A 19,843-nucleotide genomic window follows, 5' to 3' on the forward strand; every position below is an offset into this window, starting at 1 on the left:
GCGTGCGACCGACCTCGCGAGGTTCTCTTCTCTCAGAAGTTGTGACTTCACCTCTGAAGTACTTCACTAGTGAAGTTGCAACAATTTTTTAGAGAGAACCACTTGCGAAGTGGTCTGCCTGCCCGCCGAGCCCGGCCGCTGTCAGCCGAGCCCGAGAACCGCGTGCAGCACCGCCGTCAGCTCGGTCTGCAGATGCGGCCTGTTCTTGATTCGCCCGGTCCGGCTGAGGTCGTTCGCGATGGTCAGCGCGGCATGCACCCGGATCTTCGCCTCGCGCGCCGGAAGCTCCGGAAACACCGCGCACAGCAAGGAAACCCACTGGTCGACGTAGTCCCGCTGGACACGGCGCAGATCGGCTTTGTCCCGCTGCGGCATGGTCGCGCGGTCCGCCGTGAAGGACACCAGCAGTTCCGGCGTGCGCAGCAAAATGTGCACGTACGACGCGGCGAGCCGGCCCAGCGCGGATCGTTCGTCCGGGGCCTGCAGTGCCTGTTCGGCGGCCAGCGCGAGCCGGTCGGCGGCGCGGTGTCCGATCGCGACCATCAGCGCGGCTTTGCTGGGGAAGTGCCGGTACACGCTGGGCCCGGCGATGCCCGCCGCCGCGCCGATGTCCTCCATGCTCACCGTGTGGAAGCCGCGTTCGGCGAAGAGCCCGGTCGCGGCGGTCAGCACCTGCTCGCGGCGGGACGGCGTGCCGAGGCTGCTCGCGACCGGCGGCGCGGGTTCGTCCGGGACCGGCAGTGAGGCGTTGAGCACAGTCTGCGCCAGCTCGACCAGCAGCGGTACGAAGCGTTTGCGCGCCACCGACGTGTGGTGCACCGCGACGCTCCCGAACACCGACAGCGCGGCCCAGCACAGCAGTTCGGCCTCGTCCGCGGACAGCTCGGGACGCAGGGTGAGCAGGGCTTTCGTCCACGCGTCGAGCACGGCGCCGGACCGGCGGCGGATCTCCCGGCGCTGCTCGCGCGGCAGATGCGGACCCTCCCAGCGCCACAGCGCGGCGATCTCCCGGCGCTCGACCGCCTGCGTCGCGAGGCCGGTGAGAAGGGCGTCCAGCTGGGCGAGCGGCGGTGCGGAATCGGCGAGCGCGGCGGCGGTGGCCGACTCCATGTCGTCGATCCCGGCGAGCACGACGTAGGCGAGGATCGCCTGCTTGTCGGCGAAATGCCGGTACAGCGCGGGGCCGGTGACCCCCGCCGCCGCGGCGATGTCATTGATCCCGACACCGTGGAACCCCCGCGCGCGGAACAGCTCGGCCGCGACGGCAGCGAGCTGGGCCTTGCGGTCGCGAGGGCGCGTGCCGCGGGCGGGATACGTACTCATGGTGAACTGACCATAGCGCTAATCGAAACTACGGCAACCCATTGACACCATGGGGTTCATCGGGCTTATGTTAATGGCCATTAGCACCTACTGGCCGGTATAGTCGGCCGCGAGATACACCGCAGTGTCCATCCATGCCGCTTCGCGGAGGAGTTGTTCAGTGAGTAGCGAGGCCTACATCTACGAGGCGTTGCGCACGCCCCGGGGCAAGAACAAGGGCGGTGCCCTGCACGGCACCAAGCCGGTCGACCTGGTGGTCGGCCTCATCCAGGAGCTGAAGGTCCGCCACCCGAACCTCGATCCGCAGGCGATCGACGACATCGTGCTCGGCGTCGTGTCCCCGGTGGGCGAGCAGGGCGCGGACATCGCGCGCACCGCCGCGCTCGTCGCGGGCCTGCCGCAGACCGTCGCGGGCGTGCAGCTCAACCGGTTCTGCGCGTCCGGGCTCGAGGCCACGAACGTCGCCGCGCAGAAGGTCCGCTCCGGCTGGGACCAGCTGGTCATCGCGGGCGGCGTGGAGTCGATGTCGCGCGTGCCGATGGGTTCCGACGGCGGCGCGCTGTTCATGGACCCGGCCACCGCGTACGACCACTACATCGCCCCGCAGGGCATCGGCGCGGACCTGATCGCGACGATGGAGGGCTTCTCCCGCGAGGACGTCGACGCCTTCGCGGTCCGCTCGCAGGAGAAGGCCGAGGCGGCCTGGTCCGGCGGCTACTTCGCGAAGTCCGTGGTGCCGGTCAAGGACATGAACGGCGTCACGATCCTCGACCACGACGAGCACCGCCGTCCGGGGTCCACTGTGGAGGGTCTGGCGAAGCTCAAGCCGGCCTTCACCACGATCGGCGAGATGGGCGGCTTCGACGCCGTCGCGCTCCAGAAGTACCACCAGGTCGAGAAGATCGACCACGTGCACACCGGCGGCAACTCGTCCGGCATCGTCGACGGCTCGGCCATCGTCCTGGTCGGCAGCGAAGAAGCGGGCAAGCGGGCCGGCCTCACGCCGCGGGCGCGCATCGTCGCCACCGCCTCGATCGGCTCCGAGCCCACGATCATGCTGACCGGTCCGACCCCGGCCACCGAGAAGGTCCTGAAGACCGCGGGCCTGACCCCGGACGACATCGACCTGTGGGAGCTCAACGAGGCGTTCGCGTCCGTCGTGCTCAAGTGGCAGAAGGACCTGAACCTTCCGGACGAGAAGATCAACGTCAACGGCGGCGCGATCGCCATGGGCCACCCGCTCGGCGCCACCGGCGCGATGCTGGTCGGCACCGTGGTCGACGAGCTGGAGCGCCGCGAGGCGCGCCGGGCGCTGGTGACGCTGTGCATCGGCGGCGGCATGGGTGTCGCGACCATCATCGAGCGGGTGTGAGGACCGAGATGACCGAAAGCAAGACCATCCGCTGGGACAAGGATTCCGACGGCATCGTCACGCTGACCCTGGACGACCCGGACCAGTCGGCCAACACGATGAACCAGGCCTTCCGCGAGTCGCTCGCCGCGACCGTGGACCGGCTCGAGGCGGAGAAGGACGACATCACCGGCGTCGTGCTCACCTCCGCGAAGAAGACCTTCTTCGCCGGCGGCGACCTGCGCGACCTGATCCAGGCGAAGCCGGAGCACGCGGCGGAGATCACCGCGTCCAGCGGCGCGATGAAGAGCCAGATGCGCCGGCTCGAGCAGCTCGGCAAGCCGGTCGTCGCGGCCATCAACGGCGCGGCGCTCGGCGGCGGACTCGAGATCGCGCTGGCGACGCACCACCGTATCGCGGCCGACGTCAAGGGCAGCCAGATCGGCCTGCCCGAGGTCACCCTCGGCCTGCTGCCCGGCGGCGGCGGCGTGGTCCGCACCGTGCGGCTGCTCGGCATCCAGAGCGCGCTGCTGAACGTCCTGCTGCAGGGCCAGCGGATGAAGCCGCGCAAGGCGCTGGAGATCGGCCTGGTGCACGAGGTCGTGGACACCGTCGACGAGCTGGTGCCCGCCGCGAAGGCGTGGATCAAGGCCAACCCCGAGGGCGGCGTGCAGCCGTGGGACGTCAAGGGCTACAAGATCCCGGGCGGCACCCCGTCGAACCCGAGCTTCGCGGCGAACCTGCCCGCGTTCCCGGCGAACCTGCGCAAGCAGCTCAAGGGCGCGCCGATGCCCGCGCCGCGCGCGATCCTCGCCGCCGCGATCGAGGGCTCTCAGGTCGACTTCGACACCGCGATCCAGGTCGAGACGCGCTACTTCGTGAGCCTGGCCATCGGGCAGGTCTCGAAGAACATGACCAAGGCGTTCTTCTTCGACCTGCAGACGATCAACTCCGGCGGTTCGCGTCCGGACGGGTTCGAGAAGTTCACCGCCAAGAAGGTCGGCGTGCTCGGCGCCGGGATGATGGGCGCCGCGATCGCCTACGTCTCCGCGAAGGCGGGCATCGACGTGGTCCTCAAGGACGTCTCGCAGGAGGCGGCTGACAAGGGCAAGGGCTACGCGGTCAAGCTCGAGGAGAAGGCGCTCTCGCGCGGCAAGACCACGCAGGAGAAGTCGGACGCGCTGCTGGCGCGGATCAAGCCGACCGCCGACCCGGCCGACTTCGCCGGCGTCGACTTCGTCATCGAGGCCGTGTTCGAGAGCGTCGAGCTGAAGCACAAGGTGTTCGGCGAGATCGAGAGCATCGTCAACGCGGACGCGGTGCTGGGTTCCAACACCTCGACGCTGCCGATCACCACCCTCGCCGAGGGCGTGCAGCGCACCGAGGACTTCATCGGGATCCACTTCTTCTCGCCGGTGGACAAGATGCCGCTGGTCGAGATCATCTGCGGCGAGAAGACGTCGCCCGCCACGCTGGCGAAGGTCTTCGACTACACGCTGCAGATCCGCAAGACCCCGATCGTCGTCAACGACAGCCGCGGCTTCTTCACCTCGCGGGTCATCGGCACCTTCATCAACGAGGCCGTGGCCGCGCTGGGCGAGGGCGTCGAGCCGGCGTCGATCGAGCAGGCGGGTTCGCAGGCCGGTTACCCGGCGCCGCCGCTGCAGCTGATGGACGAGCTGACCCTGACGCTGCCGCGCAAGATCCGCGCGGAAACCCGTGCCGCGATCGAGGCCGCGGGCGGCACCTGGAACGCGCACGCGTCCGAGGCCGTCATCGACACGATGCTCGACAAGTACGACCGCAAGGGCCGTTCCACCGGGGCGGGCTTCTACGAGTACGACGAGAACGGCAAGCGCACCGGTCTGTGGCCGGGCCTGCGCGAGGCGTTCAACTCGGGTTCGGCGGACGTGCCGTTCGAGGACCTCAAGGAGCGCATGCTCTTCGCCGAGGCGCTGGAAACGGTGAAGTGCTTCGACGAGGGCGTCCTGACCTCGATCGCGGACGCCAACATCGGGTCCATCTTCGGCATCGGTTTCCCGCCCTGGACCGGTGGCGTGATCCAGTACATCAACCAGTACGAGGGCGGCCTGCAGGGCTTCGTGGACCGGGCCCGCGAACTGGCGGCGCGGTACGGCAGCCACTTCGAGCCGCCGCAGTCGCTGGTGGAGAAGGCCGCCAAGGGCGAGATTTACGAGTAAATTTTGTGACTGGCGGGGCTGCTCCAGGGTTTCCCGGAGCAGCCCCGTCGTTTATGCGGTGATGGGCTTGAGCTGGACGGAGTTTTCATCGCTGAGGGCGCGCAAGCCCATGACAGCACCGTCCTCGTCCATTGTCATGATTCCCTGCCAAGCGTCCCGAGCGTTGCCTTCATTCCAGTGCGCGCGGACGTCCCGTACGGTGGCTTCGTAGTCCGGGGCACCGGCACCGTTGCGCAGCACTTTGTAGAGCGGCTTGGGGAGTCCGGAGAACACCTCGACGCGCTTGCCGCGAAAGCGAAAGACATGATCGGTGCCGACGAGTTCCAGCCCGCCCAGACGCACCTCGACGTCGCAGCGGGCCGGGGGCATGTGGTCTTCGTTGTCCTGCTTGCCCACACGGATGCCTTGCCGCTTGGTGAGCTGTCTTGCCGCGCTGGTCCGGTCTCCGGCGAAAGCCAGCAGCATCGCTGCTGAGGCTCGGACCACAACCCTGGAAAACCATTCGTACCGGTTCTCCGCGAGATGGAAACCGAGCCTGCTTTCCTTTTCGCCGTTATCGTTCACGGTTTCAATGAACGGGGTGTACAACTCTTCCCGCTGCGGACCGGTGAGATGGGGCAGTGGATGGTTTGGGACGGCAAGGCTTAAATCAGCTTGATGACCGAGGAGGTATACCTCGACTCCGTGCGTGCCGGAGAGCGTGGTCGACGCCGCGATGCTCGGCATGCGCTGGGCTTCGCGTCCGAACGCCAGCCGATGGAACCTCGTCGCCGACCGGTACAACTGCTTGCGTTGGTGGACGGCCGTGTTATGCAGTCCGCGGAAGTCGGCAGCAACGACCCGAAGCGGAGCGCCGGCTTGCCGGCCGACCAGAAAATAACCTGGTCGATCGGACGCAGGCTTCTGTGTTTGTTCTTTGGGGCGTGGCGCGCGCAGTGCCCAACCGGCGTCCAGAACGAGATCGGCGTCGACCGCTTGGAACCGATAACCTGGGTGCTGCTTGGACAGCGACTCCTGCGCGGCGAGCAACCCGATTGCCACCCCGACATCGGCCGATTGCGCGGTCTTTACGTGCCACCTGGCATCGTTTCCGTCCTCCGACCGCGTCAACTGGCCGTTTTCCGAACGCAGCGTGGCGAGGTAGCGGAGGCAGTTCCAGTGGTGGGCAAGGCCGCGCGAAGGGCTCTGACTGGACAGCGCGGTCGCCCGGCCGTACGCCTGCAGTATCGCCCACGGCGTAGCGCGGAAGCCGTGCGGATGGAGCTGGACCTCTTCCAGCATGGGCACTTTTTCGAAGTCTTTCTCTTCTTCGTTGGCCTTCTTCTCGTCGTCCGCCTGAAGCTGCTTGACCTCCGCTGCCATCGCACGACTAGACGAGACCGCGATCGAAGGCTGCTTGGTCAGCTCGTCGTAGGCAGCCTGGAATTGTGCGCTCTGGTTGTCGTTCTTCATGCCCACCCCTCATCGGCGACCAGGTTCCAGCTCCACCACACATGAACCAGCCTGCTCTGTCTTCCTCCGATCATGGTGATCATGAGATATTGAGAAAGGCGACGATTTGCTAGGAGTTCAGGCGTTGGATCAGTCCGATTGCCTAGTTGCGATGAGCAAATTCTACGTTTTTCGTAGCGATGATATCGAATTGATCGATCTGTGAACAAGAGCCGGTAGCTCAGTGCAACCTCCCGTCCAGCGAACGGCTGAACCCTGGCCACCCGAACGGCCGCAAGTCGCCCGGAGCAAATCGCAAAACCCTTGGCATGGCGGCATAATTCCGGGACTCCTCCCCTGAGCCGCGTGGTTTACTTCGGCATGGACCAGACGGTGGCAGTCGCGGGGGAGCAGCTCGCGTTCGCTGGTGCGGATCGGCTCGTCAAGCTCATCGGGGCGCTTTACCAACGACCTCGAAGCGGCGACCGGCCGCGGGAATTGCTGGACGACGGAGAATGGCGTCCCGGTTATCACCGGGAGCGTGCCGGGCGGCGCGGGCTGCCGATGGTGTGCCTCGTCGGAGACGCGCGTGCGGGCGTGCTCAAGGAGCTGGCGTCCCGGCTGCAGAACGCGGAACCGGCGGGCACCGTGCGTTCGGTCTATCTGCCCCTCGCCGATCGGCCGGACACCGATTCCGCCGCCGAGGCGACCAAGGAGAGCGTCGATGCCGTGCGCGACCTGCTGTGGCACGTCCGCAACAGCCTCGTCCGCAGCGGCCGCACCCGGGAAAGCCGGTTGCGGTTCCGGCTGTTCACGCTGGTCGATCAGCTCATGGCGAAGCAGTTTCCGGACGGCGACACCGATCCCGAACGCACGCTGTTGCGCGAGCTGCAGGAGAACGGCCTGCTGGTCCGCTTCCGCTCGGCCATCGACAGTGTCAGCCGCGAGCTGGTGCCGCAGCATCCGGCGTGGCGATTTCCGTTGCTGCTGCTGCGGTTGCTGACGTTCGGCACCTTCCGGCTCGCGGTCACCGGGCGCGTGCCCGGGCTGTCCGGGCGGTACCGGTGGTTCCTGCGCCAGCCGCACCTCGCACCGGAGATGTCCGGCAGTTTCGTGCGCTTCGCGCTGCGGCTCACCGACGGCGAATGGCAGAAGGAATCGCCCGAGTACGTCGCGCGGCTGCTGGTCAACGCGTTCCTGGAAGACCTGCGCCGCGAGTACCGGCTGCGGCCGTGGCAGTTCTGGCGGCGGCGCCGGATGACCTATCCGGTGCTGCTGCTCGACGAGGTCGGTCCCGCGAACGGCGGTTACCGGCTGCTCCGGCTCATGAACGACGTCCGCAACCAGGTCGGGCTTTTCGACCCGCTGCTGGTGGTGAGCGCGAGCCAGGCTCCGCCGCCGGACGCCGCGCCGAGTGAGGACCGGCCGAAGTACCACGCGACCGACGCCGCGGGCGCGTACCGGGTGTGGCAGAACCGGCTCAGCGCGGACCGCCGCGCCCGCCGCCCGACCGCGTGGTACCTGCCGATCGGCCTCGACGTGCCGCAGACCGAGGCCGAGGAAACCGAGGTGCGCAAGCGAATGCTGGCGCTCGGCGAGCACTACGACCTGTCCGGCGGACGCGGGCGGGCGGCGTGGTGGACGACGCGCTGGATCCGGGCCGGGGTGCCCGCGGTGGTGCTCGCGCTGGTCGCCGCGTTCGCCGTGGTGCGTTATCAGTCCTTTCTGGACAGTCACTGCGGCACGTCGAGCGAGTGGCTGACCCGGGTGGACGACCAGTGCGTCGGAGTGTCCGACGGCACCTTCACGCTGTTCTCCCCGGTCGACAAGGAGGGGACGATCCAGCAGGTCGAAGCCGTGGTCGCGGACCAGAACCGGCGGGCCGAGGAACTGCACCGGCAGCATCCGGAACGGCCGTACATCACGCTGGTCGACCTGGAGGCGCTGACGTCGTCGAACGGCACCGCCGAGGGGCTCACCGCGGAACGCGAATCGCTGGAAGGCTTCGCGGTCGCGCAGTCGCGGCAGCTCGACGCGACCGCGGCGGCCGAACCGATCGTGCGCATGCTGATCGCCAACGGCGGCAAGGGAATGCTCCAGGGTGCGCAGGTCGCGCGCACCCTGCTGGAGATGGCGAAACAGGACCCCAGCATCGTCGGCGTGGTCGGACTCGACATGAGCAGCGAGCCGACCGCCACCACGATCCGCGCACTCGGCGACGCGGGCATCCCGGTGGTCGCGGCGACCCTCACCGCCGATCAGCTCGCGGATCAGAACCCGATCTACTTCCAGGTCGCACCGCAAAACCGCCGGGAAGCCGCGGTGGCCGCGGCCTTTGCCGCCCAGCGCCCCGGTCCGCGCTCGCTTCGCATCTATTACTCCGACGACGACACTGACTTCTACAGTCCCAACCTTCGCGACAATCTGCTGAAAGAGTTCAAGGACAAGGGTTTCGCGGTCGAGGCACGCGCTTTCGTCCCGGACGAAGGGCAAAAAGCGAGGTCCGCGCATCTCCGCTACGGCGACCGGCTCGTGGGCAACGCGGGTGCCGCCGGGCGCGACAGCTGCTCCTACGACGGGTACGCGTTCTTCGCCGGCCGAGGCGTCCCCGATTTCGGAGCGTTCCTGGCTGGGGCCGCACAATGCGGCAGCACCGCGACGATCATCGGCGACGACGATGTCGCGCGTTTCGTCGCCGACTCCGTTGCGCGAGAAGATCATCGCGCGCTGCCGTACTATTATTTCGCGCTCGCGAACGCGCCGGCCACACCCGCGAAAGGTCTCGCGCGTGACTTCTACTCCACGCTCAACGCCAAGTTCTCCTTTGAACACACCGAAAAAGGCCGCTCGTTCGACGGCCACGCCGCGTTGTCCTACGACGCCGCACTGGTGATGATCACTGCGACCGCGTACCTGCGGGAGACGTCGTCGAAAATCCCGGTCACGCCCGGTGCGGTGTGGCGGGAGATCGCCGCGATCCACACCTCGCGGCCGGACGCGAACCAGATCAACAAATACATCGAGGGCGTGAGCGGAACCATCGACTACGGCGGCGACATCGGCAGGCACGTCCCGCAGGACAAACCGCTCGCGGTGCTGCAGGTCCAAGGCGGAGAAGTCGACCCGGCGCTACAGGGCTTCTGCGGCAAGTCGGTCCTGCGCGCCCCGGACCCGTGGTGTCCCGCGGACGGCTGAGCCCGCGGGCGCGTGAGACGATGCCCACGGAGGAGCCGATGACTGCCGAAGAGCAATTGCCCGTCCTGGACGAACATCGCGTCACCGTGCCCGCCGACGCCGAGACCACCTGGCGCGCGGTCAACCAGGTCGCCGAACGCTTCTCCGGCAGGTTGGCCACCGCGTACGCTTGGGCGGTCCGCTGCGCCGATTGGAAGGCGACCGGCCCGCGTCCGCTCGCGGAAGGATCCACCGTGCCCGGCTTCCGAGTCGTGGTCGCCGAACCGCCGCACCAGCTCGCGCTTGCCGGACGACACCGGTTTTCCGAGTACCGCCTCACGTTCCGGCTCGAATCCGTCTCCGCCGCACAGACCGTGGTCCGCGCCGAAAGCCGGGCCCGGTTCCCCGGGGTGGCCGGAGCGGGCTACCGCTTGCTCGTCGTCGGAAGCGGCGGCCATGTTTTCGGCGTGCGGAGAATGCTGGCGACGATCTCCCGGCTCGCGAAGGACTGACTCGACGGTTGCGTTCGCGTTCTCCACGCCGCCGGGCGGCGCGACCGCCCAGTCCGCGCCGCGAGTGACCGCTCCCAAAGCTGCTCTCCGCCGGCGCGACGACCCTCTGCAACGACGGCACCTACAGCTACAGCCAGCACCGTTCCGGCACCTGCTCCGGTCACGGCGGCGTCAAACAGTGGCTGTGAACCCGACGACCCAAGCAGGCATTGGGCCAAACGGACCAGTCCGCTAAGTCGGATCGATCACGAACCGCCCGTTCTGCCCGCCGCGCCCGGTAGCGTGCGAATCCGGTACGGCATACGGAACGGGGGACGTGGTGGCGCGGGCGGGTTCGGGGCCGATCATCGTGGTGCTCGCCTCGTGCGGGCTGGTCGCTTCGTTCATGCAGACGCTGGTCATCCCGTTGATCCCGGCGTTCCCGAGACTGCTCGACACCACGCCAACGGACGCGTCGTGGGTCGTCACCGTCACGCTGCTGGCTGCGGCGGTCTGCACGCCGGTCGCGGGGCGGCTCGGCGATCTCTACGGCAAACGCCGCGTGCTGCTCGCGAGCCTCGCGGTGCTGATCGCCGGATCCGTGGTCTCGGCGCTCACCAGTTCGCTCGCGCTGATGATCGTCGGCCGCGGGTTGCAGGGCTGCGCGATGGGCGTCATTCCGCTCGGCATCAGCATCATGCGCGACGAACTGCCGCCGGAGCGCGTGAGCGGCGCGATTTCGCTGATGAGCGCGACGCTCGGCGTCGGCGGTGCGATCGGGTTGCCGGTCGCGGCGATCGTGGCCGAGCACGCGGACTGGCACGTCCTGTTCTGGGGCGCGGCCGGGCTCGGGCTCGGGTGTGCGCTGCTGATCCTGCGGTTCGTTCCGGAATCGCCGGTCCGCACGCCCGCGCCGTTCGATTTCCTCGGCACGCTCGGGTTGATCGTCGGTCTCACCAGCCTGTTGCTGCCGATCGTGAAGGGCAGCGAATGGGGCTGGGCGAGTCCGGCGACGCTCGGGTTCGCCGCGACCGCCGTGGTCGTTCTCGCGGCCTGGGGCTGGTATCAGCTGCGCCGTCGGGACCCGCTGGTCGATCTGCGCGTTTCGGCGCGGCGGCCGGTGTTGTTCACGAATCTCGCGTCGGTCCTCGTCGGCTTCGCGATGTACGCGATGTCGTTGTCGTTCCCGCAGTTGCTGCAGGCACCGTCGGCGACCGGCTACGGACTCGGGCTCAGCATGGTCGAAGCCGGTCTGTGCCTCGCGCCGAACGGCCTGGTCATGATGGCGCTGTCCCCGGTCTCCGCGCGGCTGACCAACCGCTACGGCGCGCGCGTCACGCTCATGACCGGTGCGACCGTGATCGCGGTCGGCTACGTCTTCGCGATTTTCCTGATGGCCAACGCGGTCGAGCTGATCATCGCGTCGGTGATCATCGGGGCGGGCGTCGGCATCGCTTACGCCGCGATGCCCGCGCTGATCATGAGCGCGGTACCGGTCACCGAAACCGCGTCCGCGAACGGGCTCAACTCGCTCATGCGGTCTGTCGGCACGTCGACGTCCAGCGCCGTGATGGCCACGATGCTTGCCCATCTGACGATCACCGTCGGCTCGTTCACCGTGCCCTCGCTCGCGGGTTTCCGCGCCACGTTCGCGGTCGCCGCGGTGGCGGCGGTGGCCGGGCTGGCGTTGACCGCGGTGGTGCCGCGATTCCGTGCCGCCAGCCCGGAACTCGCCGGGGTCTAGAGCAGCGGCGGAACGGCCGCGTCGATCAGGTGCGGGCCCGGTTCGGCGACCGCGCGCCGGAACTGCTCGGCCAGCTCCTCCGCGGTCGTCGCCCGGGTCGCCGGAACGCCCATGCCTTCGGCGATCTTCACGAAATCCAGGTCCGGACGGCCGATGTCCAGCAGGTCCTTCGCGCGCGGCCCGTCGCCGGACGCGCCGACGCGCTGCAGTTCCATCCGCAGAATCGCGTACGCGTTGTTGTTGAGCACCACCGTGGTGACGTCAAGGTTCTCGCGCGCCTGCGTCCACAGCGCGGAGATCGTGTACATCGCGCTGCCGTCGGATTCGAGGTTGATCACCGGTCGCTTCGGAGCCGCGATCGCCGCGCCGACGGCCACCGGCATCCCGTAGCCGATCGCGCCGCCGGTCAGGGTCAGCACGTCGTGCCGAGGCGCGCCCGCGGTCGCGGCGGGGAGCATGAGACCGGACGTGTTCGCCTCGTCCACGATGATCGCGTTCTCCGGCAGCAGCGCGCCGATCACGTCGACCCAGTTCTGCACGGTGAGCGGACCGCTCGGCAGCTCCGGCCGTCCGGCCTCCTGCAAAACCGGCTCGGTGTCCGCGGCGACCAAGGCGGCGACCGCTTCCAGCGCGGCCGGGACGTCCTGCCCGACGTTCGCGAGGACGTGGACGTCCGCGCCTTCCGGGGTCAGCTCGCTCGGCATGCCGGGGTAGGCGAAGAACGACACCGGTGCCTTCGTGCCCGCGATGATCAGGTGCTTGATCCCGTCCAGCTGGTACTTCGCCTGCTCGGCGAGATAGCCCAGCCGTTCGATGTTCGGCAGGCCGGCACCGCGTTCCAGTCGCGCCGGGAACGTCTCGGCGAGCACCTTCACCCCGGTCGCGGCCGCGATCCGGCTGGCCGCGCGCAAACCGGCTTCGCGGCAGGCGGACCCGCCGATCAGCAACGCCACCGGCTCACCGCTGCCGAGCACGTCCGCGATTTTCTGCACGGTCGTCGAGTCGACCGTCTGCGGGACGCGCGGCGGGATCGGCTCGCACGTTTCGCCGCCCTCGCCCCACGACGCGTCGGCGGGAAGGATCAGCGTCGCGACCCGGCCCGGGGCGTCCTGTGCTGCCGCGACCGCCGCCGCGGCGTCCGCGCCGACGTCCTTCGTGTGCCCGGACCGGCGCACCCAGCCTTCGAGCGAGCCCGCGATGGCGTCGATGTCCGACTCCAGCGGGGCGTCGTACTGCTTGTGATAGGTGGCGTGGTCGCCGATCACGTTGACCACCGGCGTGTGCGCGCGCCGCGCGTTGTGCAGGTTCGCCAGGCCGTTGCCCAGCCCGGGGCCGAGATGCAGCAGCGTCGCGGCGGGCTTGCCGGCGACCCGCGCGTACCCGTCCGCGGCACCGGTCACGACGCCCTCGAACAACGCGAGCACCCCGCGCATCTCCGGGACCGAATCGAGCGCGGCGACGAAATGCATTTCCGACGTGCCGGGGTTGGAAAAGCACACGTCGACCCCGCTGTCGACGAGCGTGCGGATGAGGGACTGGGCGCCGTTGAGCGTGCTCACTGTGCTCACTTTCCGGTTTGCGCGAACAGAACGCCGGGGTTCAGGATCCCGGCCGGATCGAAGCTTTCCTTGACCCGGCGCAGCAGATCGAGCTTCGCCGGGTCTTCGAGTTTGGCGTAGTACTTGGTCTTGGTGCGGCCGAGGCCGTGCTCGCCGGAGATCGCGCCGCCGAGTTCGTACGCGTAACCGAAGATGTCGGTCAGCAGCTGCGAGCGGGTGTCCGGGTCCTTGCAGAAGATCGCCAGGTGGACGTTGCCGTCGCCGGCGTGCCCGCAGCCGATCGCGCCGCCGCCGGCCGCCATCGCCAGCTCGCGGGCTTTGGCCAGGAACTGCGGCATCGCGGTCCGCGGCACCACCACGTCGATCACGTCGTCCGCGCCCGCGGCTTTGGCGTTCCAGAAGGCTTTTTCGCGGGCTTCGATGAGCTTGCGGGCGGCTCCGCCTTCGAGCACGTAGGCGTCGATCGCACCGAGTTCGGTGAGCAGTTCGCCGAGCGCTTCGACGTCCTCGCCGAGCCGGTCGGCCACCCGGTTTTCCAGCGCCACGGCCAGATACGCCTGGGTCCGGTCGCGGATTTCCGCCGGGACGCCCAGTTCGAGCTTGTCGTTGTAGACCATCGCGGCCATCGTCATGTTGTCGATGTACTCGAGGATCTGCGGGGCGAGACCGCTCGCGGCGATCTTCGGCACGGCCGCCATCACCTGCTCGAAATCGTCGAACGGGGCCAGCACCGTCGCGCCGTGCGGCAGCCGGGGCTGCAGCTTCACGATCACCTCGGTCACCAGCGCGAGGGTGCCCTCCGAGCCGATGATCAGCTGGGTGAGGTCGTAGCCGCTGGAGATCTTCGACATCCGGCCGCCGACGCGGATGATCTCGCCGGTCGCGAGCACCGCCTGCAAACCGGAGACGTTGCCGCGGGTGATGCCGTAGCGGATCGCGCGCATCCCGCCGGCGTTGGTGCCGACGGTGCCGCCGACGCTCGCGCTCAGCTCGCCGGGATAAACAGGGTAGGTGAGGCCGTGTTCGGCGGTCTTCGCGTCGAGTTCGGCCAGCGTGACGCCCGGCTGGACGACGGCGACGTGGTTGCCGGTGTCGATCTCGAGCACCGAGTTCATCCGCTCGAACGAGACGAGCAGCCCGCCTTCGACCGGCCGCGCCGCGGCGGACAACCCGCTGCCGGACCCGCGCGCGGTCACCGGGACGCCCTCGGCGGCGGCGATCTTCACCAGCGCGGAGACCTCTTCGGCGGTGGCGGGTTTCGCGACGTACGCCGGTTTCTGCCCCGGCGTGCTGAGCGCCTCGTCGTGCGCGTAGTCGTCGGAAATCGCGTCACCGGTCAGCAGGTTCCCCGCTCCGACGGCCCCCGCCAGCTGTGCAGCGATCTCGCTCATGCCACTCCCTCGTGCGCGCGTGCTTCGTGGCCGCAGCCTAGCCGTTCTGGTCCGAGGCTGGCCATGAATAGTTTTCACGTTAGCCGACGCGGGCACGAAAAAGGCCACGCCGCGCGCGTGGCCAGGAAGGGGGGAGAACCCAAGCAGGGACCGGCCCGCGCCAACAGGCCGGCCCCTGGGTTAATCCTCGGTGCCGGTCAGACGAGCCAGCCGAGCACGTGCGCCAGGTGCGCGAGCAGACCCGAGATCAGGTCGTGGCCGTGGTGCACGTGCTGGGTGAACATCTGCATTGAGGGGCTCCTTGTTCGGATTGTTCTTCCTTGGTGCTCTCGCGAGGAGCCATCGCAGATTTCCACCGGCCCGCTCACGGTGTCAAAACGCGGATTTCCCTGTGCTGGCAAGGGATCGGCGGCCGGGGAATCTTCCCATGTTAAACATGTAAGGCTTTCGGGTTTGCCGCCGGGGGTGCACTGTGGACTCTTCGCCACGGTTCGTAGCGAACCCCGGCGTCGATCACCCTGGGTAGCAGACGCGCACTGCGGCAACCGGGCGGCGCGGCCCCTCGAAACGGTGAATGCGAAGCCACGATTGGTGAGTTGCCGAGGTTCACACCGCCGGGTGATCATCGGGGCCGGATCCCTTGCCCGGCAGCGAATATCGGGCCGAGTTCATGATCGCGGAGGGTTAACCCGGCTTCACTCCGGAGAGACAATCCGGCCCGATCCGGGCAAGCGAAAGGCCGGTCCCTCCGCAGCGGAGGAACCGGCCCTGGAGCGACTGTCAGTCAGCGCGGGCGAACGACAGCGTCTCGCCTTCCACACCGCGCAGCCACAGATCCTGCGCGGCCTCGGCCATCTCGGACAGGCCCTCCTCGATCGTCGCGAACACGTTGCCGGGCACCCAGCCCGCGTCGCCGTTGATCAGCAGGTTGTTGCGGCCGTAGAAAATCGCGAGATCCGTGGCACCCTGGTCGCTGTGCGCCTCGCTGCCCTCGTCGTAGCCGTACGCCGGATTGCCGATTTCCCATGCCTCGAATCCGAAGTAGACGACGTCGCCCGGAATCGGGGTGATGGTCGGGTTCTCGCGGCCCGGCTTGGGTTCGGCGAAGGGCGGCACGAGCGTGTAGACCTCGTTGCGCGCGTACTTCGCGTGGTAGGCCGAACCGCTCTGCGGCAGTGCGTCCCACACCGCCTTGCAGGTGCGCGGTGCTTCGTCGTCGAGCAGCCGGGCGCGGCAGGTGACGCCGCGCTTGTCGAGGCTGATGGTGATGTAGCGCGCCATGCTTCAGCTCCCCGTGACCGACGTGACGACCTCGCCCCAGATGCGCAGCGCGTCGTCGACTTGTTCCGCGTTGACGACCAGCGGCGGCACCATGCGCACGACGTTCGAGTACGCGCCGCAGGTGAGCAACAGCAGTCCGCTCTTGGCAGCTGCCTGCTGTGCCGCCTGCGCGGTGGCCGTGTCCGGTTCGCCGTCCGCTGTCGTGAACTCAGTGCCCACGAGGAGCCCGAGGCCGCGTACGTCGCCGATAGCCGGCGTCTTGTCCGCGATGACGCGCGCGCCCTCGAGAAGCTGACGGCCACGCTCCGCGGCGTTCTCGACCAAGCCTTCGTCCTGAATGACGTCGAGCGTCGCGATCGCCGCCGCGCACGACACCGCGTTGCCGCCGTACGTGCCGCCCTGCGACCCCGGGTACGCCTTTGCCATCAGCTCTTCCGAAGCGGCAATGCCCGACAGCGGGAAGCCACTCGCGAGGCCCTTCGCGATCAGCACGACGTCCGGGTGGACGTCGAAGTGGTCGTGGCCCCAGAACTTGCCGGTGCGGCCGAACCCGGCCTGCACCTCGTCGAGCACCAGGAGGATCCCGTGCCGGTCGGCGCGTTCGCGCAGCCCGGCCATGAACTCGGTGTTGGCCGGGACGTAGCCGCCCTCGCCGAGCACCGGCTCGATGAAGAACGCGGCCGTCTCGTTCGGCGCGGAGACGGTCTGGAAGAGATAGTCCAGCTCGCGCAAGGCGAACTTCGTCGCGGTCTCCTCGTCCCAGCCGTAGTGGTAGGCGTACGGGAACGGCGCGACGTGCACGCCGGACATCAGCGGCGAGATGCCCGCGCTGAACCGCGTGCCGGAGGTGGTCATGGTCGCGGCGGCGACCGTGCGGCCGTGGAATCCGCCCTGGAACACGATGACGTTCGGCCGCTTCGTCGCCTGCCGCGCCAGCCGCAGCGCGGCCTCGACGGCCTCGCTGCCGGAGTTCGCGTAGAAGAGCGAATCGAGCCCGGACGGCAGCACGTCGCCGAGCTTGCGGGTCAGTTCGAGCAGCGGTTTGTGCATGACTGTCGTGTACTGGCCGTGCACGAGCTTGCCGATCTGCTCGCGTGCGGCTTCGACCACGCGCGGGTGGCAGTGGCCGGTGCTGGTCACCCCGATGCCCGCGGTGAAGTCGAGATGACGTTTCCCGTCCACGTCGTAGAGGTAAACCCCTTCACCGTGGTCGACGACGACGGGCGTTGCCTGCTTGAGCAGCGGGGAAAGCTGGGCCATGCGGCGCCCTCCTGGGTGCGGGTGGAGACGGTTGTCGATTGTTGACAATATCCATAGCATGAGTTCGGGACAACAGGAACAGGAGCGAGCTGGATGAGCGGGATCACCGAGAACGGCGTCGTGAGCGCGGTCGGCAAGGAACTCTTCATCGGCGGCAAGTGGGTCTCCGCGCGCAGCGGCAAGACCTTCGACGTGCAGGACCCCTCCACCGGCGAGGTGCTGTGCCAGGTCGCGGACGCCGGGCCGGAGGACGGTCTCGCGGCGCTCGACGCGGCCGTCGCGGCACAGGCCGACTGGGCCGCGGTCGCCCCTCGGGAGCGCGGCGAGATCCTGCGCCGCGCGTACGACAAGCTCATCGAGCGCCGCGACGAGCTGGCGCTGCTGATGACGCTGGAAATGGGCAAGCCGCTGGCCGAGGCCGCCGGGGAGATCACTTACGCCGCCGAGTTCTTCCGCTGGTTCGCCGAGGAGGCGGTGCGGATCGACGGCGGCTACGCGGTGGCCCCGAACGGCAACGGGCGGTTCCTAATCGCGCGCCAGCCGGTCGGACCGACGCTGCTCATCACGCCGTGGAACTTCCCGATGGCGATGGGCACGCGCAAGATCGGCCCGGCCGTCGCCGCGGGCTGCACGATGGTGATCAAGCCCGCCGCGCAGACGCCGCTGTCGATGCTCGCGCTCACCCAGATCCTCGCCGACGCCGGACTGCCCGAAGGCGTGCTGAACGTCGTCACCACCAAGGACGCGGGCGGCGTGATGGAGCCGCTGATCCGCGACGGACGCGCGCGCAAGCTCTCGTTCACCGGCTCGACCGGGGTCGGGCGCAAGCTGCTGGAACAGTGCGCGGAGAAGGTGCTGCGCACCTCGATGGAACTGGGCGGCAACGCGCCGTTCGTCGTGTTCGACGACGCGGACCTGGACGCCGCGGTCGAGGGCGCGATGCAGGCCAAGATGCGCAACATCGGCGAGGCGTGCACCGCGGCCAACCGGTTCTACGTGCAGCGCGGCGTGGCCGAGGAATTCTCCCGCCGGCTCACCGAGCGGATGCAGGCGCTGCCGATGGGCCGCGGCACCGACGAAGGCGTCGTGGTCGGCCCGCTCATCGACGAGGCCGCGGTGAAGAAGGTGACCGAGCTGGTCAAGGACGCCACGGACAAGGGCGCGCGGGTGCTCACCGGCGGCTCGCGGGTCGACGGTCCCGGGCACTTCTACCCGGCCACCGTGCTCACGGACGTTCCGGTGGACGCCCGGCTGGCCAGCGAGGAAATCTTCGGCCCGGTCGCGCCGATCACCCCGTTCGACACCGAGGACGAGGCGGTCGAGAAGGCCAACGACACCGAATTCGGCCTGGTGTCCTACCTGTTCACCAGCGACCTGAAGCGCGCGCTGCGGGTGTCGGAACGCCTCGAGGCCGGGATGATCGGCCTCAACCAGGGCATCGTGTCCAACCCGGCGGCCCCGTTCGGCGGCGTCAAGCAGTCCGGTCTCGGCCGTGAGGGCGGCACGGTCGGCATCGAGGAATTCCTGGAGACCAAGTACATCGCGGTGAACCTGTGACCCATCGGATTGCGAGCATCCCCGGCGACGGGATCGGGGTCGACGTCACGATCGAGGCGCGCCGGGTCCTCGACGCCGCCGCGGACAAGTACGGATTCTCCTTGGAATGGACCGAATTCGACTGGAGCTGCGAGCGGTACGCGAAGACCGGCGCGATGATGCCGGAGGACGGGGTCGAGCAGTTGTCGGGGTTCGACGGCATCCTGCTCGGCGCCGTTGGCTTCCCCGGCGTCGCGGACCACGTTTCGTTGTGGGGCCTGCTGATCCCGTTGCGGCGGGCGTTCCAGCAGTACGTCAACCTGCGTCCGGTGCGGCTGCTGCCGGGGACGTCCTCGGTGCTGGCCGGGCGGAAGGCCGACGAGCTGGAAATGGTGATCGTCCGGGAGAACTCCGAGGGCGAGTACTCGGAGATCGGCGGACGGCACAACGCCGGGCGGCCGGACGAGTTCGTGCTGCAGGAGTCGGTGTTCACGCGGGTCGGGGTGGAACGGATCATCCGGTACGCCTTCGAACTCGCGCGCACGCGTTCTCAGCACGTCACGTCGGCGACGAAGTCCAACGGGCTGATCCACTCGATGCCGTACTGGGACGAGATTTTCGCGGAAGTCGCGGGCCAGTACCCGGACGTCCGCGCGGAACAGTGCCATGTGGACGCTCTCGCCGCGCGGATGGTGCAGGCTCCGGACCGGCTCGACGTGGTGGTGGCGTCGAACCTGTTCGGCGACATCCTGAGCGACCTCGCGGCCGCGATCACCGGCGGACTGGGCATGGCCCCGTCCGGAAACATCAACCCATCAGGTGAGTTTCCGTCGATGTTCGAGGCGGTCCACGGCAGTGCTCCGGACATCGCCGGACAGGGCATCGCGAACCCGGTCGCACAGATCCTCGCCGCGGCGATGCTGCTGGAGCACCTCGGGGAAACCGTTGCCGCACAAGCGATCCGCGCCTCGGTCGACGAGGTGCTGACCGCGGGCGAAACGCTCACCCCCGACCTCGGCGGAACCGCTACCACAACCGCGCTCGGCACCGCGGTGGCCGCTTCGCTCCGCTGATTTTTCGTCGGTGCCGCGCGGTTGACTC

13 protein-coding genes and 1 pseudogene are annotated in these 19,843 nt (G+C 68.5%); 8 read left to right on the forward strand and 6 right to left on the reverse strand.

Going from position 1 to position 19,843, the window contains the following annotated elements:
- Window positions 1-141 precede the first annotated feature (141 nt).
- Window positions 142-1,323, reverse strand: coding sequence for a TetR/AcrR family transcriptional regulator (locus DMP23_RS41610; protein WP_275293383.1), 1,182 nt, complete (start codon window positions 1,321-1,323; stop codon window positions 142-144).
- A gap of 160 nt (window positions 1,324-1,483) precedes the next feature.
- Between DMP23_RS41610 and DMP23_RS41615 the strand changes: the two genes are divergently transcribed.
- On the forward strand, window positions 1,484-2,695 hold the full coding sequence (locus DMP23_RS41615) for an acetyl-CoA C-acetyltransferase (protein ID WP_337824219.1): 1,212 nt from the start codon (window positions 1,484-1,486) through the stop codon (window positions 2,693-2,695).
- An 8-nt stretch (window positions 2,696-2,703) separates the two neighbouring features.
- Complete coding sequence (locus DMP23_RS41620) at window positions 2,704-4,875, forward strand: 3-hydroxyacyl-CoA dehydrogenase NAD-binding domain-containing protein (protein WP_037817120.1); 2,172 nt, start codon at window positions 2,704-2,706, stop codon at window positions 4,873-4,875.
- A gap of 51 nt (window positions 4,876-4,926) precedes the next feature.
- On the opposite strand, the gene DMP23_RS41625 is transcribed toward DMP23_RS41620, so the two are convergent.
- Window positions 4,927-6,327 carry a hypothetical protein gene (locus DMP23_RS41625; RefSeq protein WP_337824220.1) on the reverse strand — a complete coding sequence of 467 codons (1,401 nt, stop codon included), beginning with the start codon at window positions 6,325-6,327 and terminating at the stop codon, window positions 4,927-4,929.
- Between the two features lie 345 nt (window positions 6,328-6,672).
- Here DMP23_RS41625 and DMP23_RS41630 point away from each other — a divergent pair, with 345 nt between their 5' ends.
- From DMP23_RS41630 to DMP23_RS41645, 4 genes and pseudogenes are all read left to right on the forward strand, one after another.
- A complete protein-coding gene (locus DMP23_RS41630; RefSeq protein WP_337824221.1) occupies window positions 6,673-9,501 on the forward strand; it encodes a hypothetical protein in 2,829 nt (942 codons plus the stop codon).
- 38 nt (window positions 9,502-9,539) lie between these two features.
- Window positions 9,540-9,992 carry a hypothetical protein gene (locus DMP23_RS41635; RefSeq protein ID WP_337824222.1) on the forward strand — a complete coding sequence of 151 codons (453 nt, stop codon included), beginning with the start codon at window positions 9,540-9,542 and terminating at the stop codon, window positions 9,990-9,992.
- An 89-nt stretch (window positions 9,993-10,081) separates the two neighbouring features.
- Window positions 10,082-10,180 (forward strand): annotated as a pseudogene (locus DMP23_RS41640) (DUF3761 domain-containing protein); the annotation flags it as partial.
- A gap of 56 nt (window positions 10,181-10,236) precedes the next feature.
- Window positions 10,237-11,715 carry an MFS transporter gene (locus tag DMP23_RS41645; protein WP_337824507.1) on the forward strand — a complete coding sequence of 493 codons (1,479 nt, stop codon included), beginning with the start codon at window positions 10,237-10,239 and terminating at the stop codon, window positions 11,713-11,715.
- On the opposite strand, the gene DMP23_RS41650 is transcribed toward DMP23_RS41645, so the two are convergent.
- The 4 genes from DMP23_RS41650 to DMP23_RS41665 form a co-directional block, all read right to left on the reverse strand.
- A complete protein-coding gene (locus DMP23_RS41650; RefSeq protein WP_337824223.1) occupies window positions 11,712-13,274 on the reverse strand; it encodes an acetolactate synthase large subunit in 1,563 nt (520 codons plus the stop codon). The genes DMP23_RS41645 and DMP23_RS41650 overlap by 4 nt on opposite strands.
- A 5-nt stretch (window positions 13,275-13,279) precedes the next feature.
- The gene (locus tag DMP23_RS41655) at window positions 13,280-14,665 is read right to left on the reverse strand and encodes an FAD-binding oxidoreductase (RefSeq protein ID WP_134669775.1); all 1,386 of its coding nucleotides are present in this window, start codon (window positions 14,663-14,665) and stop codon (window positions 13,280-13,282) included.
- Window positions 14,666-15,445: 780 nt separating this feature from the next.
- Window positions 15,446-15,946 carry a DUF3830 family protein gene (locus DMP23_RS41660; RefSeq protein ID WP_037817111.1) on the reverse strand — a complete coding sequence of 167 codons (501 nt, stop codon included), beginning with the start codon at window positions 15,944-15,946 and terminating at the stop codon, window positions 15,446-15,448.
- Between the two features lie 3 nt (window positions 15,947-15,949).
- Complete coding sequence (locus DMP23_RS41665) at window positions 15,950-17,206, reverse strand: aspartate aminotransferase family protein (RefSeq protein WP_037817109.1); 1,257 nt, start codon at window positions 17,204-17,206, stop codon at window positions 15,950-15,952.
- 93 nt (window positions 17,207-17,299) lie between these two features.
- Between DMP23_RS41665 and DMP23_RS41670 the strand changes: the two genes are divergently transcribed.
- Window positions 17,300-18,763, forward strand: a complete 1,464-nt coding sequence (locus DMP23_RS41670) for an NAD-dependent succinate-semialdehyde dehydrogenase (protein WP_134669777.1) — start codon at window positions 17,300-17,302, stop codon at window positions 18,761-18,763.
- A complete protein-coding gene (locus DMP23_RS41675; protein WP_134669779.1) occupies window positions 18,760-19,815 on the forward strand; it encodes a tartrate dehydrogenase in 1,056 nt (351 codons plus the stop codon). The genes DMP23_RS41670 and DMP23_RS41675 overlap by 4 nt, the downstream gene beginning before the upstream one ends.
- The last annotated feature ends 28 nt before the right edge of the window (window positions 19,816-19,843 follow it).

This window comes from Amycolatopsis sp. A1MSW2902 (assembly GCF_017312175.1).
Taxonomy (GTDB): domain Bacteria; phylum Actinomycetota; class Actinomycetes; order Mycobacteriales; family Pseudonocardiaceae; genus Amycolatopsis; species Amycolatopsis nivea.